The organism is Pseudoalteromonas sp. AWH4_217, from assembly GCF_056161105.1.
Window position 1 is genome coordinate 139340 of sequence record NZ_JBSWYM010000008.1, and the last position, 15490, is coordinate 154829.

The 15490-nt window shown below is 49.4% G+C and carries 15 protein-coding genes; 8 read left to right on the forward strand and 7 right to left on the reverse strand.

What is annotated here, in order from left to right:
• Nucleotides 1-15: 15 nt before the first annotated feature.
• Nucleotides 16-2439 (reverse strand): VolA/Pla-1 family phospholipase, encoded by a 2424-nt coding sequence (locus tag ACXAH1_RS11835; RefSeq protein ID WP_475196898.1) that lies wholly within the window; start codon nt 2437-2439, stop codon nt 16-18.
• A 269-nt stretch (nt 2440-2708) separates the two neighbouring features.
• Between ACXAH1_RS11835 and ACXAH1_RS11840 the strand changes: the two genes are divergently transcribed.
• Complete coding sequence (locus ACXAH1_RS11840) at nt 2709-3452, forward strand: YciK family oxidoreductase (protein ID WP_054013866.1); 744 nt, start codon at nt 2709-2711, stop codon at nt 3450-3452.
• A gap of 94 nt (nt 3453-3546) precedes the next feature.
• On the opposite strand, the gene rluB is transcribed toward ACXAH1_RS11840, so the two are convergent.
• From rluB to rnm, 5 genes are read right to left on the reverse strand one after another with little or no spacing between them, the layout of a single operon-like run.
• Nucleotides 3547-4407, reverse strand: coding sequence for a 23S rRNA pseudouridine(2605) synthase RluB (gene rluB / locus ACXAH1_RS11845; RefSeq protein ID WP_138543753.1), 861 nt, complete (start codon nt 4405-4407; stop codon nt 3547-3549).
• A complete protein-coding gene (gene scpB, locus ACXAH1_RS11850; protein WP_054013868.1) occupies nt 4404-4991 on the reverse strand; it encodes an SMC-Scp complex subunit ScpB in 588 nt (195 codons plus the stop codon). Before scpB ends, rluB begins: the two co-directional genes overlap by 4 nt.
• A 50-nt stretch (nt 4992-5041) precedes the next feature.
• Nucleotides 5042-5857, reverse strand: a complete 816-nt coding sequence (locus ACXAH1_RS11855) for a segregation and condensation protein A (RefSeq protein ID WP_475196899.1) — start codon at nt 5855-5857, stop codon at nt 5042-5044.
• Nucleotides 5858-5859: 2 nt separating this feature from the next.
• Nucleotides 5860-6480 (reverse strand): L-threonylcarbamoyladenylate synthase, encoded by a 621-nt coding sequence (locus ACXAH1_RS11860; RefSeq protein WP_138552690.1) that lies wholly within the window; start codon nt 6478-6480, stop codon nt 5860-5862.
• Nucleotides 6481-6484: 4 nt separating this feature from the next.
• Nucleotides 6485-7330, reverse strand: a complete 846-nt coding sequence (rnm, locus tag ACXAH1_RS11865; RefSeq protein ID WP_475196902.1) for an RNase RNM — start codon at nt 7328-7330, stop codon at nt 6485-6487.
• A gap of 522 nt (nt 7331-7852) precedes the next feature.
• On the opposite strand from rnm, the gene ACXAH1_RS11870 reads away from it, so the two are divergent.
• From ACXAH1_RS11870 to trpA, 6 genes are read left to right on the forward strand one after another with little or no spacing between them, the layout of a single operon-like run.
• Nucleotides 7853-9427, forward strand: coding sequence for an anthranilate synthase component 1 (locus ACXAH1_RS11870; protein ID WP_475196903.1), 1575 nt, complete (start codon nt 7853-7855; stop codon nt 9425-9427).
• Nucleotides 9424-10014: an aminodeoxychorismate/anthranilate synthase component II gene (locus ACXAH1_RS11875; protein WP_475196905.1), complete on the forward strand. Its 591-nt coding sequence runs from the start codon at nt 9424-9426 to the stop codon at nt 10012-10014. Before ACXAH1_RS11870 ends, ACXAH1_RS11875 begins: the two co-directional genes overlap by 4 nt.
• Before the next feature lie 2 nt (nt 10015-10016).
• Nucleotides 10017-11021, forward strand: coding sequence for an anthranilate phosphoribosyltransferase (gene trpD, locus ACXAH1_RS11880; protein ID WP_475196906.1), 1005 nt, complete (start codon nt 10017-10019; stop codon nt 11019-11021).
• On the forward strand, nt 11014-12378 hold the full coding sequence (trpCF, locus tag ACXAH1_RS11885; RefSeq protein WP_475196908.1) for a bifunctional indole-3-glycerol-phosphate synthase TrpC/phosphoribosylanthranilate isomerase TrpF: 1365 nt from the start codon (nt 11014-11016) through the stop codon (nt 12376-12378). The genes trpD and trpCF overlap by 8 nt, the downstream gene beginning before the upstream one ends.
• Nucleotides 12379-12385: 7 nt before the next feature.
• Nucleotides 12386-13570: a tryptophan synthase subunit beta gene (trpB, locus tag ACXAH1_RS11890; protein WP_253044392.1), complete on the forward strand. Its 1185-nt coding sequence runs from the start codon at nt 12386-12388 to the stop codon at nt 13568-13570.
• Nucleotides 13567-14373: a tryptophan synthase subunit alpha gene (gene trpA, locus ACXAH1_RS11895; protein ID WP_475196910.1), complete on the forward strand. Its 807-nt coding sequence runs from the start codon at nt 13567-13569 to the stop codon at nt 14371-14373. Before trpB ends, trpA begins: the two co-directional genes overlap by 4 nt.
• A gap of 4 nt (nt 14374-14377) precedes the next feature.
• On the opposite strand, the gene ACXAH1_RS11900 is transcribed toward trpA, so the two are convergent.
• Nucleotides 14378-14656 (reverse strand): HU family DNA-binding protein, encoded by a 279-nt coding sequence (locus ACXAH1_RS11900; protein WP_138543859.1) that lies wholly within the window; start codon nt 14654-14656, stop codon nt 14378-14380.
• 164 nt (nt 14657-14820) lie between these two features.
• Here ACXAH1_RS11900 and ACXAH1_RS11905 point away from each other — a divergent pair, with 164 nt between their 5' ends.
• Nucleotides 14821-15462, forward strand: coding sequence for a lysostaphin resistance A-like protein (locus ACXAH1_RS11905; protein WP_475196911.1), 642 nt, complete (start codon nt 14821-14823; stop codon nt 15460-15462).
• Nucleotides 15463-15490: the final 28 nt, after the last annotated feature.

Here is a 15490-nt window from a genome sequence, read left to right on the forward strand (position 1 = left end):
ATCTCTTAAATGCGATTATTTTGCAATAACAGCATCGTTAGTGATCGGTAGCGTCAGACCTTTAGATGCCAGGAAGGTGGCCAGCTGCTGCTGGATCTCCATCGTTGCTGCCGCATGACCTTCAGCAGTACCACCCGAGCGCTCATCAAAGCCCGTAGTGAGTAATGAACTGTGGTGGCCCTGGCTAAAGCTAACAACATAGCTGCCCGGAGTGCCATCGGTCGACATCTGAGACTCGCTCACCGGCGTCAGCCCCATCAGTGCTGCCATTGGCAAGCTGCCCGACAGCGGGTTACTTTCAGTTGACGGCGGAATGACCTGATCTTTCTTGTTGCCGTTTTCACCACCCACAACCACGCCCATATACATAGGTGTGCCCAGTGCTTTCACCGCGCCAGCAAAGTTGGCTGCATCAGCACTGCCCAGTACACTTTGTGCAGCGTAGGCAAACTGCGTAACTGTCGCATTAATCGCGCCAAGTGCAACCGCATCACCATTTGCTTCAAGCTGAGCGGTAAAGGTCGAGTAAGCACAGTTGGTAAATGCGCCAGCATCTGTTGCAAACTGACCACAGTCGCTAATCGCACCTTCTGTCATGTAAGCGTTAAATTGCTTAGATACCGCAAGGTCGGTTGCAGCAGAAAGCACCGCACTTTTCACTACCGGGCCAAATGAAGCTGACTCAACCAGGAAATTGGCAATACCTGAGCCACCACTTGATAAGGCGCCTGCTTTTACGTTGAACAAAGCATCAACTTGCTCATCCAATGGTGTGTTTGCCATAGCGATAAAGCCCGGGCCTACCACAGAACCCAAAGAATGGCCGATGAAGCTTACATCCTGCGTGTTGAATAATAATGGGACCGCTGTTGCCTGGTTGATAAAGTTCAGACCCAAACGCAGACCTAATAAATCAGCGGTCGACTGACGCAGGTTATCACGTGCAACCAGCAGTGACTGCAGATTCATATAATGCAGTACACTCTTAGTCGACGCATTGAAGTCATCTTCACCGTCGCCGTCTACATCGATACCACGCTCACCATGTAGCGGGTGGTCGATTGCAACTGTTGCAAAACCAGCCTGGGTTAGCGCCAGCGTCAGACCCAGCATATCTTCTTTTTTACTGGTGATACCATGCTGCATAATAACAACCGGCCAGCCTGTTTCAGGACGGTTTGTTTCATCGGCAGGCATGGTTATCTGAACAGGGATATTATTCACTCCCTGAGCCTTGGGAAGCGGGTTGTATCTGCTGACAAATCTCTGCTGATCCAGCCCAAAGTCTCTCAGCTTATCTTTGGACAAGGTTTTACACAGCTCATCGTTCGTGCCTGGCTCTGCGTCAGGATCTGTCCCTGTTGCTGTTTTGTACGCAATGACAGCCAACGCATTGTCACACTGTGCCTGCCAGTAGGTGTCCGCCAGCGCTGTATCTGCTGCTGCTTGTGGCTCTCCCAGGTAGCGAGGTAATAAAATGCTGCCTTTCAGGTATCGGACCGAGCGATATAAAGGACGTACCTGCTCTGGCAAAGCATCACCCAGTATATCGGCGACTGTTAAGCCGTCCGCAGGTTGTTCACCCACACTCAAAACAGGCCTTTGCGCAGTTGTCAAAGAACCTGCCAACAACTGCTTAACCGCTCCCATCACTTCAAAAGTTGAGTGAGTGGTCATCGCTGCAGAGTATATGATTTCTTCCTTCGTCACCGTTCCCAGCGCCGTTACAGCATTTTCATAACTGTTGATCACACCCTGCAAGCTCTTTTGCGTAGGTGTAACCAGCGGCGCTTCTTGCTTAAGCAGCGTGTAGGTTGATGAAGGCGCAACACTGCCCGAGCTGTCTTTTAAGCCCGTTGTTAACACCGTAATATAAGTTGTTGCCGACTTGAGCGGTTTCATTGGGATAACATTGATGCTCTTACCATCAGCCCCCAACTGAGTAACAAAGTCACCGGTTGGACCGAAGGTTAGTTCAGCGACAGCTTTACAAGCAGCGCCTGCTGGCACCTGAGCGCACTCTTCAACGGTTTGGCTTGCGCCCATCACCACTTCAAAAATACGCACGGAGCCAGGTGTTGCAACACTGGCAGCATCAATTTCAACACCAGCAGGAACGGTCAAGTCAATAGCAAAAGGCATTTGCGTTGACCAGCCATCCAGAGCTCCCAGCGCAAAAGATGGGTCGGCATACTGAGCGCGCTGGAGATTAGGAGCTCCGTCGCTATTGAGCTCTCCTGGAATATTGAGTGTGCCGTCTTTTGTACCGCTAAGCAGCAAGTCGTTAGGCACTGAGATCACGCCATTTGAGGGGTCGAACTTAATCGAGGCGCTGGGCGTTACAGCCGTGCTTTCTTGTTTTACGTCATCAAGGGTTTCACCGCCACCACAACCAGCTAAGGCTGCAGAAACCGCGAGTGAGAGTAGCATTTTTTTCATTTATTTGGCTCCGACATAATCTTATTATTATTCTTAGCCCTGAATCCAACTTAACTGCTTAATTTAGCTGATAAATTGAGCGATCAGAGAATTTTTAGTTAAAACCTTTGCAAAAAGGTACTTAAAGGTAAATCTGCTTTTAATAAGACATTAGACCAGTTTAAGTTAACGCAAAGTGTAGCGTTTCGCCAGCCATATTTACAATAAATTCGATAACTTGGCTGTGGTATGTGGTAAAATATGCTGAAAATTTAGTTCAGAGGTTCACAATGCATACTTATCAAGCAGCTGAGAATGCTTTAGAAAACAAAGTGATTTTGGTCACAGGTGCAGGAGATGGCATTGGCCGTGTTGCTGCACTGACCTATGCCAGACATGGTGCCACGGTAATTTTGCTGGGTAAAACCACCAAGAAACTGGAATGTGTATACGATGAAATCGTTGCCGCAGGGTACCCACAGCCTGCCATCGTTCCTTTAGATCTGAAAGGTGCCACAAAACAACACTACCGCGACCTTGCCGCCACGATCGAACAACAATTTGGCAAGCTTGACGGACTGTTAAATAACGCCTCTATTTTGGGCTCATTGGGCCCGCTTGAGCACTTTTGTGTTTCTACATTCGAAAATATCATGAAGGTGAACGTGACCGCACAGGCAATGATCACTAAATACCTGTTTCCGGTGATGCGCAAAGCACCCAGTGCGTCTATTGTGTTCACCTCATCAGGCGTAGGTCGTCAGGGCCGCGAATTTTGGGGCGCTTACGCAATTTCTAAATTCGCCACTGAAGGCATGATGCAAACCTGGGCGGCGGAAGTGGGCAAAACCAACATTCGTATAAACTGTATTAACCCGGGTGCCACTCGCACCAGCATGCGTGCTACCGCCTATCCGGGTGAAGATAAAGATAAGTTAAAAACACCAGAGGATCTGATGCCGACTTATCTCTACCTGATGTCTGACGATTCTGCTCAGGTCAACGGCCAGTCACTCGACGCCCAACCTAAGTGATACCAATTTCACTTGATACCTGTTCAATTTGAAAGATCAAATTGACATATACCTATTAAAAAAGCCGCAAAAAGCGGCTTTTTTAATTTCTGTTTTAACGGCGTTTGCTCTGTTTAAGGCGCTGGTTGTGTTTACTTACTGCCTTTCGAATGCGGTTGATTTTAGCACGCTTATCTTTGCGCTTTTCAGGCATCACAGACAGTTTGGTCTGAGTCTCAGGGCGTAAACCTACCGACTTGCGCAAATAGTTTACATCTTCCAGCTTGAGCTCTTCCCAGCCGCCCTGAGGCAAACGCTTGCTTAACTCAAGCTTTCCGTAACGAACGCGAATAAGACGGGATACTTCCAGCTCCTGTGATTGCCACAAACGGCGCACTTCACGGTTACGGCCTTCCGTTAGTGTGACGTTAAACCACTTGTTAAGACCCTCACCACCGCGAGGCACCAATTTCAGGAATTTTGCCGGGCCATCTTCAAGTTCTACGCCTTTTTTCAGATTGCGCAGGTGCTCGTTGGTGACATCTCCAAACACCCGAACTGAGTACTCGCGTTCTACTTCGTATTTGGGGTGCATCAGGCGATTGGCCAGTTCACCATCATTGGTGAATAACAGCAGACCTGACGTGTTGATATCCAGACGACCTATGGCAATCCAGCGATCACCTTCAATGCGCGGCAGGCGATCAAACACAGTGCGACGCCCTTCAGGGTCCTTACGTGTACACAGCTCGCCTTCCGGCTTATGGTACATCAGCACACGGCAGATACGCTCTTCCTGTTGCTCTACCTTAACAATATGACCATCGACCCGGATCACTGCGTTTTCTTCTACGCGGTCACCCAGTTTAGCCACCTTGCCATCAACACTGACGCGGTTGCTTTCGATGTATTTTTCCATTTCACGACGCGAGCCAACGCCTGCGCGTGCTAAAACTTTTTGTAACTTCTCACTCATTCTGATGGTTCTCTCACAGAAGGATCATCTAACATCTGATCTAGCTTTTCGCCTTGTTGTGGCGGCAGCTCCGGGAGCATATCCAGCCCGTTAAGCGAAAAGTAGTCTAAAAATTGTCTGGTCGTTGCATACAATGCCGGTTTGCCCGGCACCTCTTTATAGCCCACCACTTTTATCCACTGACGCTCCAGCAAGCTCTTAATGATGTTAGAGCTGACGGTCACGCCACGTACTTGCTCGATTTCGCCCCGCGTAATAGGCTGTCGATAAGCTATCAGGGCCAATGTTTCAAGTGTGGCACGGGAGTACTTAGGTGCTTTTTCCTGCCACAAGTTACTGAGCCAGGGGCTTAAACTGGCACAAGCCTGAAAACGATAACCGGTGCCAACTTCAACCAGTTTGACGCCTCTGGTCTGATAGTGTTCACTCAGGGTGTCCAGTGCATCACGAAGCCGTTTATCCGATACATTGATGTCCAGTAAAACGGTCTCTTTCAGTTGTTTGCGTGATAAAGGCTTGTCAGCAACGAATATGGCAGCTTCCACCAGTTCAACCAATTGTTCATCACTGATACGACGTTTCATGCAAGTAGGATAAGGCTAGTCTAAAGCGGCGTATTATGACAGAGCCCGCGTCACTCTTGTAGCTTTAATGACAAATAAATTGCACTGGCAGGTGTAACGGCTGGTGCTACCTGTAAGCAATTAATTAACTGCTCCTTTAAAAGCTCCAGCATGGCGATAAACGTCACCACTACGCCACTACGTCCTTCTGATAGAGTAAACAGCCGGGTGAATTCTACTGGCTCCGACTGTTCCGACAAAAACTGAAGGATGGCCGCCATACGCTCCCGAGTGGATAGCACCTCAGCACTGATCTGGTGATGCTCAAAGGTTTTTGCCCGGGCCATAACGTCACTGAGCGCCAGCAACAGCTCTGCCATTTCTATATCCGGCAGGCGCGCCTGAGGCTCCTCAGACTCCTCCATCAAAGCGCGAGCAACAAAAATTTCCCGATCAACACGAGGTAACTGGTCTAAGTTTTCGGCGGCTTTTTTGAACTGTTCATATTCCTGAAGTCTTCTGACCAACTCCGCGCGAGGGTCTTCTTCGTCTTCCAGCTCTTCATGTACAGGTAATAGCAGACGAGACTTTATCTGTGCCAGCAAAGCAGCCATCACCAGATACTCTCCGGCCAGTTCAAGCTGTATATCCTGCATCATCTCCACATACCGCACATATTGTTGTGTGATGCTCAGAATAGGCAATTCGAGAATATCTAATTTATGGCGTTTGATCAGATACAGTAGCAGGTCAAGCGGACCTTCAAATGTTTCCAGTATCACTTCCAGCGCGTCCGGAGGAATATAGAGATCCTCCGGCTTTTCCAGTACGGCCTCCCCGTGTAAAAATGCCAGTGGCAGCTTTTTTTGAGCTGGTTGGTCACCCATGATTATTCAAACGGGGCCGTATCACCGCAGCCACGGCGCAGGATCACCACCTCGTCGTCAGACATATCAATTACCGTGGTCGCTTGCTCTACCAGATAACCACCATGAATGATCAGATCAACATGCTTCTCCAGACGCAGCCGGATGTCTTCCGGATCCGACTCTGTAAATTGCTCATCAGGCAGGATCAGCGAACAAGACATCAAAGGCTCACCCAACTCGGCCAGTAAAGCGGACGTAATAGGGTGCTCAGTCACCCGGATCCCGATGGTTTTTTTCTTCTCATTGAGCAAACGTCGCGGTACTTCCTTCGTCCCTTTAAGAATAAAGGTATACGGACCAGGGGTGTTGTTTTTAATCATCCGAAACATTTGATTATCGACGCGTGCATACGTCGACAACTCAGATAAATCCCGGCACATCAGGGTAAAGTTATGGTGCTTTTCGATGCCACGAATGCGCTCGATACGCTCCTTGGCTTGTTTATTGCCCAGGCTGCAGCCGATGGCATAGCCCGAATCAGTTGGATAGACGATCACTCCGCCCTGCTGAATGATATCAACGGCCTGACGGATAAGACGGCCCTGTGGATTATCGGGATGAATATGAAAAAATTGGCTCACGCTGTCACTCCTCTGTCGCGCCCCAGAACTGCCAAACCCCTTGGCAATCTTTTGGTAAGTATAGGTTTTTTCCAAGATCCAACCAGTTTGTTGGATAATGAAAGTCAGATCCCTGGCTGGCCAGTAAGTTGTATTCCCGACTCAACTGACCCAAAAACTGCCGCTCAGAGGGTGCCTGTTGAGGCTGTGCCACCTCCATTGCTTTTCCGCCGGCTGCACTGAATTCGTCCAGTAACTTTCTGAGCCACTTATTCGACATTTGATAGCGTCCGGGATGCGCCAGTACGCTTACACCACCGGCACTGTGTATCGCCTCAATGGCTTGTGCCATGCTGCACCAGCTGCTGGGGACATAACCAATTTTGTTACGTCCCAGATACTTCTTAAAAACGCCCTGAATGTTTTTGGCAACGCCTCTGTCCACCAGCGCTTTGGCAAAATGAGCGCGGGTAATTTCGGCGTTTTCGGCCAGCAATTGTGCTTCTTCGTATATGCCTTCATAGCCACGCTTAGCAAGCCGCGCACCAATTTCTTTGGCACGCTCCCGGCGCTTTTGCTGCTGACTGGCAAGCAGTGTGTTTAACCCATCAGCGTTTTCATCGATATTCAGACCAACGATGTGGATTTCGAAACTCTCCCATTTGGTTGAGATTTCAACGCCCGAGACCAAAGATAACGGCAGCTGTTTATCTGCAATATAGGCACGCGCCGGGGCAAGACCAGCCACCGTGTCGTGATCCGTAATGGCCAGTACGTCCACACCTCTTTCGGTTGCCCGTTCAAGTAAAGCGCTCACTGCCAAACGACCATCCGAAAAAGTACTGTGACTGTGTAAGTCGTATTTTATCAAACTCTCATAACCTCATAAAAATTTGCAGGTTTTAGTATATCATGTTCTTCACTGTCAGGTGTGTTTATCTCATGACACCAAACGGCGAGATAGCAGCTTATTAGTCAGTCAAAATAACCATTTTTAGGTACACAGTGGATTTTTTCGACTTTGCCCTTGACACTTTGTCCCTTAGTACGGTTTACTGTTGGCACTGAATTGACATAACGATGACTTAACAAATGAAAACGCAAACAACTTTAAACATTTGGTGGTGGCACTCGTAATTAGCGGGTGAATCGTTGTGCATGCAAGATTTTATAAACCCGCGCTAAACCCGCGGGTTTTTTTATAGTTTTTTTTCGATTAATTAAGAGTTTTAAAATGAGCAACAATACAATAAACCTCACAGTATCTATGTCTTGGTGGTGGTGCCTGAATTAGCGGGACGGCATTGTTGTATCTAATAAACAGACCCCCGCAAGCAACCCGCTTACGGGGGTTTTTTTTGGCTTATTTTATAAAAATTACGAGGAATGAGGTGTGATTTTTAGTCATATAACGACACAACCCGGGGAAGTAACCAGCATTCGGTTACGGCGAGACTATATCGCCAGTCCCCTGTCACTGTACGCCGCGCTGGACAAACCCAATTCGCTGTTACTGGAGTCTGCCGAAATAGACTCCAAGGATAATGTGAAAAGCATTATTCTGGTCGACACGGCACTGCGCTTTGAGTGCCAGGGTAAAAGCGTGATAGTCCGTGCTCTATCAAATAATGGTGAACAACTGCTGCCCTACCTGGCACAGGAAGTCGAAAACTGTGATGTAAAACTTGGTAACTCAGTGCTAACTATTACTTACCAGGATACACCGGCGGATCTGGATGAATACGCGAAACTCAAGGCTGATAACGCATTTAGTGCACTCAGAACCTGTATAAACCAAATAAAGTGCAACTCAGAAACACCGTTTTCGCTGTTTTTGGGTGGTGTATTTGCCTACGATATGGTGGCCAACTTCGAGCAACTTCCCGACGTTGCCGATGGCGCCAACAGCTGTCCAGACTATGTATTCTACCTTGCTGAAACCTTGTTGATCATAGATCATCAGGCGCAAACCACAGAGCTTATCGGCAATGTGTTTAATGGGCCTGATGTTCACGCCAACTGTTTTGAAGTCGGCCGTAAGCTGGAAGTACTTAACCGTCAGTGCGATGATCTACAAGCCTTTGCGCCAGAGCCAGTCAAAGGCCACTGCGACGTCAATGTTGATATCAGCGATGAAGCGTATAAAGAACAGGTTATCAAACTGAAGCAACATATCGTGGATGGCGACATCTTTCAGGTTGTTCCTTCCAGAACATTTACTTTGCCCTGTGCAAATCCTTTGTCGGCCTATATGGCGCTCAAGCAACAAAACCCAAGCCCGTATATGTTCTACATGCGTGACGAAGATTTTGTATTATTCGGTGCTTCTCCCGAGTCTGCACTGAAATACTGCGAAAAAAGCAATCAGGTTGAAGTTTACCCTATCGCTGGCACGCGCCCACGCGGAAAATTTGCCGACGGTAGCATTAACCCGGATTTGGATAGCCGTATCGAACTGGAACTCAGAGACGACCAGAAAGAGCGCGCCGAACACCTGATGTTAGTAGATCTGGCTCGTAATGATGTGGCGCGGATCAGCATACCGGGCACCCGCCACGCCAAAGAACTGCTTAAAGTTGACCGCTATTCTCAGGTGATGCACCTGGTCTCTCGTGTAGTCGGCCAGCTTAAGCCGGATCTGGATGCACTGCACGCCTATCAGGCCAGTATGAACATGGGCACTTTGGTTGGCGCACCAAAAGTCAAAGCGGCTGAGCTGGTAAGACATACAGAGCAGCAGCGACGTGGCAGCTATGGCGGCGCGGTTGGCTACCTGACAGGCGATGGTGCAATGGATTCATGTATTGTGATCCGTTCAGCCTTTGTAAAAGACGGCCAGGCTCTGGTACAGGCCGGAGCTGGTGTCGTCTATGACTCAACCCCACAAGCCGAAGCCGATGAGACCCGCGCCAAAGCCAGCGCCGTGATCAAAGCAATTCAATCGACTTATGTAGGAGAGCAGGCATGATCCCTAAGATATATTTTCTTGATAACTTTGACTCCTTCTCTTACAACCTGGTGGATGAACTGTCGCTCCTTGGCGCTGAACTGGTGGTGTATCGTAATCACCTGGACGCCGAAACTATTTTTGCAAAGATGGAACAAGAAGCCGACCCGGTGATCCTGGTATTGTCTCCGGGTCCGGGAGCGCCGAAAGATGCAGGCTGTTTGCTTGAGCTGATAGCCCTGTGCAAAGGCAAATATCCCATGCTGGGGATCTGCCTGGGCCAGCAGGCACTAACGCAAAGCTATGGCGGCACAATCGGCCACGCCGGAGAAACAGTGCACGGCAAGTCATCTCATATTTCCGTGACGCCACACCCTGTTTTTGACGGACTGGGGAAATCGTTTCCGGTAGCGCGTTACCACTCACTGATGGCGACTCAGGTCCCCGATTGCCTAGAGGTCATCGCCCAGTATGAAGAAATCCCCATGGCGATTTTCCACCCGAATGATAAGGTGATCGGGTATCAGTTTCACCCCGAATCAATTTTAACCCCATGCGGCGCCCAGCTATTAAAGCAAAGCATCGCCTACCTCACTTCCCAGGAGTAGACATGGAAAGTTTAAATTTATTACTAGAACAAAAATCGCTGGATTTTACCGCCGCCACTGAGCTCTTTGGCGCCGTTATGCAAGGGCAACTTGATGAAGTACAACTCACTGCAGCCCTGGTCGCGCTGAAAATCAAAGGCGAAACAGCCGAAGAAATAGCCGGGGCGGCAAAAGCGATGCGCGACCATGCCATCGCATTTGATACACAAGGCCTGCTGTGCGCCGACAGCTGTGGCACAGGAGGCGATGGTACCAACACCATTAACGTCAGCACCACGGCGGCTATCGTGGCTGCGACCTGTGGCATACCTATGGTTAAACATGGCAACCGCAGTGTGTCCAGTAAGTCTGGATCTGCCGATTTGTTAAAAACGCTCGGAATTAATCTGGATATGGACCCACAGGCAGGCGCGCGATGTTTGCAACAAACCAATTTTACCTTTTTGTTTGCGCCGCACTATCACACAGGTGTTAAACACGCGATGCCGGTACGCACTAAATTAAAAACCCGTACTCTGTTCAATATTCTCGGGCCGCTGGCAAACCCTGCCAAACCTCAGGTACAGCTGCTGGGTGTGTATGACCCCAATTTGTGTCGCCCCATGGCCGAAACGCTGAACAAGCTGGGCACACAACGGGCTATGGTGGTGCATGGTTCAGGATGTGACGAAATTGCCTTACACGGCGAAACATTGGTGACTGAGCTAAACCAGGGAGTGCTGACAGAATATACTCTCACACCGGAAGACTTTGGACTAAAACAGTACCCGCTCGATGCCATCGCCGGCGACACACCCGAGTTTAATGCTAAAGCGACGCGCGATATCCTGAGTGGAAACGGCAAAGAGGCACACAATGCGGCTATCATTGCCAATGTGGCCGCACTGATGGTAATGACAAATAAAGCATCGGATCTTAAATCAGCCAGCGCCCGGGTTGCACAAATACTGGCATCGGGACGCTGCGTAGAAAAACTCGCTGATATTGTGGAGGTCAGTCATGGCTAATGTGTTAGAAAAAATTGTTGCAGACAAAGCAGTCGAAGTCGCGGCACGAAAGCAGACTCGCCCTCTGGTTAGCTTTATTGAGCAGATAACACCAAGTGATCGTGATTTTTACGGCGCACTCAGCCAGCCCGGCACCCAATTTATCCTGGAGTGTAAAAAAGCCTCACCGTCGAAAGGTTTGATCCGTCAGCATTTCGATCTGGACGAGATCACCAGCGTCTATGGCCGTTACGCTTCTTGTATCAGTGTACTGACCGACGAAAAGTATTTTCAAGGTAGTTTTGACTACCTTAGCTATGTACGCACTCAGGTTTCTCAGCCACTCATTTGCAAAGACTTTTTTATTGATGAGTATCAGGTTTATCTTGCCCGTTTAAGCGGTGGTGACGCCATCTTACTCATGCTATCTGTACTTGATGATGCGCGTTACCGGGCACTGGCAGAGTTGGCTCACAACTTGAACATGGCCGTGCTGACTGAAGTGAGCAACGAAGAAGAAGTACATCGGGCACTGGCACTGGACGCTCAGCTGATTGGCATCAACAATCGTAACCTCAGAGACTTAAGTACCGACCTGGCTACCAGCGAGCGTTTACGCAAGTTGATCCCTGACGATACAACCGTGATCTCCGAGTCTGGTATTTACACGCATACCGATGTCAAGCGCCTGGCCCCTATCTGCAACGGCTTCCTGGTTGGCAGCTCGCTGATGGCGGAGCAGGACCTGGAAACTGCCTGCCGCAAGCTGATCCTCGGAGAAAACAAAGTCTGTGGCCTGACCCGCAGTCAGGATGCCATTGCTGCTTACGAGGCCGGTGCCGTGTATGGTGGGTTAATTTTTTATCCCAAGTCACCGCGCTATGTGGACATTGACTGCGCCAAAGCCGTCGTAGACAGCGCACCGCTAAATTATGTGGGTGTCTTTGTTGACGCGCCGCTTGATCACGTTGTTGAACATGTCCGTATTCTTACACTCAGTGCTGTACAGCTGCATGGCACTGAGTCACAAACTTATATCGAACAATTGCGTCAACAGCTGCCCGTTAACTGCCAGATCTGGAAAGCACAGGGGATCACGGACTGCCTGCCAGAACCTTTACAAGGCGTCGACAAACACCTGTACGACACCAAAGTCAAAGGTCAGACTGGTGGTACAGGTCAAACGTTTGACTGGCAATTGCTTAGCAATACGTCCGGCGATTTTATGCTGGCGGGCGGCCTGAGCGCAGACAATTTAACACACGCGACATTCCTGGGCGCTGCCGGATTCGACCTGAATTCTGGCGTGGAGAGCAGCCCAGGCAAAAAGTGCGCAGATAAACTGAACAAAGCTTTTAACACAATTCGTAAATACTGAGGTGGAAATGATTAATACAGGCTATTACGGCGATTTTGGCGGCATGTTTGTCCCAGAATTGCTGGTTCCTGCGCTCAAACAGCTTGAGCAGGAGTTTAACAAGGCACAAAACGATCCGGCTTTTCAGCAAGAGTTCTATCAGCTGCTGAATGAATTTGCAGGGCGTCCGACCCCACTCACGTTGACCAGAAATCTGGTTAAAAACCCGAAAGTGAAACTTTACCTCAAGCGTGAAGATCTATTGCATGGTGGCGCCCACAAAACAAACCAGGTACTGGGTCAGGCGCTGCTTACCAAACGTATGGGTAAGTCGGAAGTTATCGCAGAAACGGGTGCCGGACAACATGGGGTTGCAACAGCACTGGCCTGTGCGCTGCTGGGTCTGAAATGTCGTGTTTACATGGGCGCAAAAGACGTTGAACGTCAGCAACCGAACGTATTCCGCATGCGCCTGATGGGTGCCGAAGTCATTCCGGTTACTGCGGGTTCTGGTACACTTAAAGATGCTGTAAATGAAGCCATGCGCGATTGGTCTGCCAATTATAAAACGGCCCACTACCTGCTCGGTACGGCAGCAGGTCCCCACCCTTTCCCAACGCTGGTGCGTGAGTTCCAGAAAATGATTGGTGAAGAAGCGAAGCAACAGGTCCTGGAGGCTGAAGGTCAATTGCCAGATGTGGTAATGGCCTGTGTCGGCGGCGGCTCAAATGCCATTGGTATGTTCGCCGACTTTATTGACGAGACAAGTGTTAAATTGATTGGTATCGAACCCGCCGGGAAAGGCCTGGATACCGAAGAGCATGGTGCTGCACTGTGTAAAGGCACTAAAGGCATTTTGCATGGCGCTTACACTTACATTATGCAAAATCCGGATGGTCAGATTGAAGAGTCTTACTCTGTATCGGCAGGTCTGGACTACCCTGCGGTCGGCCCTCAACATGCCTACCTGCATGAAACCGGCCGTGCACAGTATGTTGCCGTTACCGATGATGAAGCGCTGGCGGCGTTCCAGTCACTGGCCAAACACGAAGGGATCATTCCGGCGCTGGAGTCGAGCCATGCTCTGGCTTATGCCCTGAAATATGCAGAAGCACAGGAGCAGGATACTGTGATTGTTGTAAATCTAAGCGGCCGCGGCGACAAAGACCTGGCCCATGTCCATCAGGTATTAGAAGCGCGAGGTGAGCTATGAGCCGTTACAATGACATGTTTGTGCAGCTAAAAGACAAGCAACAAGGTGCCTTTGTGCCGTTTGTGACCATCGGCGACCCCGACAAGGAAACTAGCCTGGCGATCATTAAAAGCCTGATTGAAGGCGGCGCTGACGCTTTGGAATTAGGGATCCCATTTTCAGACCCCATTGCCGATGGTCCAGTGATCCAGGCCGCAAATATTCGTGCGCTGGAGCAAAGCATCAACACAGAGGACTGTTTTGAGGTGATAAGTGCCATCAGAGCGCAATATCCCCATATTCCAATCGGGTTGTTATTGTACTCTAACTTGATTTTCGCACGAGGTCTGGAGAGTTTTTACCAGCAAGCCAAAGCCGCGGGTGTCGATTCAGTATTGGTTGCTGATGTGCCACTACATGAATCCAAACTGTTCCGCAGAGCAGCAGTAGATGCCGGTATTGAGCCGATTTTCATTGCAACGCCTAATGCCAGTGACGATACACTGCGTGAATGTGCCAGTTATGGCAGAGGCTATACTTACCTGCTTTCTCGCGCCGGAGTTACAGGCACAGAAAGTCAGGTACAGATGCCCACGGGAGAGATCATTACCAAACTCACCGAATACCATGCTGCGCCGGCCTTGCTTGGTTTTGGGATCTCAACCCCGGAGCATGTCCAAGCCGCATTGGACTCTGGTGCCTCAGGTGCCATCTCTGGTTCTGCCGTAGTCAAAATCATTGAACAGCACCTGGATGACAAACCTGCTATGTATCAGGCGCTATGTGCGTTTGTGCGCGACATGAAAGCCGCGACCCAGCGTTAACACGTTATTTGTCAGCCAGCGCATCCTTGAATGCTTTGGCTGGCTTAAACAGCACTTTGTTTTGCCCTTCAATCATGATCTCTTCGCCGGTTCTCGGGTTTCTGCCCGGTTTAGCCGGATGATAACTTAAAGTAAATGTTCCCATTCCATTGAGCTGGACCTGATCCCCTTCGGACAGACGTTTGGTGATAAGCTTCAACAGACTCCCTAGTGCCGCCTGAGTGTCTTTTTTGGTCAATTCGCTATGTGCCGCCATGGCAGCAACCAGTTCACTTTTATTCATCATGCAATCCGTCTTTATACAACAAAGCGAGGCAGGCTAAGGACTTCTGTCACAAATGTCAATCTTGAGCGGATTAAACAAAGTTTTCCTTGCCCTGCCATACCCGAGTTGAGCTGCCTTGACTATAGTTAGGCTAACGCTTTCAGACTTACCCAGAGGTCACATTGAACGCAAACCAATATCGCTGGTGCGAACTATTCTTGGTGTTTTTTCTGTTACCCGTTATTGCCTATGCATTTCGCCATCAACTCGCCAATTGGTTATTTCCGGCACTTATTATACTCACAGCTGTGTGTACATATTTGTTGCTGACCGATCCTCATTTCAAACGTTTTCGCCTCACCAGCCTCGGAACCTTCTCGACGGTTAAACGGCGATTGTTTTCAACATTTTTTATCGGGGCATTGTTTTCGGCTATGTTCTATGGTCTGGTCAACCAGGAGAGCTGGTTTGATATGCCACTCAATTCCACCGATGACTGGTTGATACTTTTGATAGCTTATCCAATTTTATCGGTGCTACCCCAGGAACTCGTGTTTAGAAGTTACTTTTTCCACCGCTATAAACGCATTTTGCCTCAGAAAACTGCTCGGGTTGTACTCAGTGCCGCTGTCTTCGCCCTGGCTCACTGTGTCTATGATAATTGGGTTGCGATAGCACTGTCTTTTGCAGGTGGGTTGTTGTTTGCCTATACCTATGCACACAGTCGCTCTTTAGCGGTATGCGTGCTTGAGCATAGCCTCTGGGGCCTGTGGGTGTTTACACTGGGATTAGGTCATTACCTGGATTCAGGAATCACTTTCTAGGGAGTTCGGGCGCCACTTTTTTGCTGAC

Coding starts and splice junctions, on each gene's coding strand:
- scpB (WP_054013868.1), bottom strand. CDS start 4,991: ATGAAACGTCGTATCAGTGATGAACAATTGGTTGAACTGGTGGAAGCT.
- ACXAH1_RS11835 (WP_475196898.1), bottom strand. CDS start 2,439: ATGAAAAAAATGCTACTCTCACTCGCGGTTTCTGCAGCCTTAGCTGGT.
- trpCF (WP_475196908.1), top strand. CDS start 11,014: ATGGCTAATGTGTTAGAAAAAATTGTTGCAGACAAAGCAGTCGAAGTC.
- ACXAH1_RS11900 (WP_138543859.1), bottom strand. CDS start 14,656: ATGAATAAAAGTGAACTGGTTGCTGCCATGGCGGCACATAGCGAATTG.
- rluB (WP_138543753.1), bottom strand. CDS start 4,407: ATGAGTGAGAAGTTACAAAAAGTTTTAGCACGCGCAGGCGTTGGCTCG.
- ACXAH1_RS11855 (WP_475196899.1), bottom strand. CDS start 5,857: ATGGGTGACCAACCAGCTCAAAAAAAGCTGCCACTGGCATTTTTACAC.
- trpD (WP_475196906.1), top strand. CDS start 10,017: ATGGAAAGTTTAAATTTATTACTAGAACAAAAATCGCTGGATTTTACC.
- ACXAH1_RS11840 (WP_054013866.1), top strand. CDS start 2,709: ATGCATACTTATCAAGCAGCTGAGAATGCTTTAGAAAACAAAGTGATT.
- ACXAH1_RS11875 (WP_475196905.1), top strand. CDS start 9,424: ATGATCCCTAAGATATATTTTCTTGATAACTTTGACTCCTTCTCTTAC.
- trpA (WP_475196910.1), top strand. CDS start 13,567: ATGAGCCGTTACAATGACATGTTTGTGCAGCTAAAAGACAAGCAACAA.
- trpB (WP_253044392.1), top strand. CDS start 12,386: ATGATTAATACAGGCTATTACGGCGATTTTGGCGGCATGTTTGTCCCA.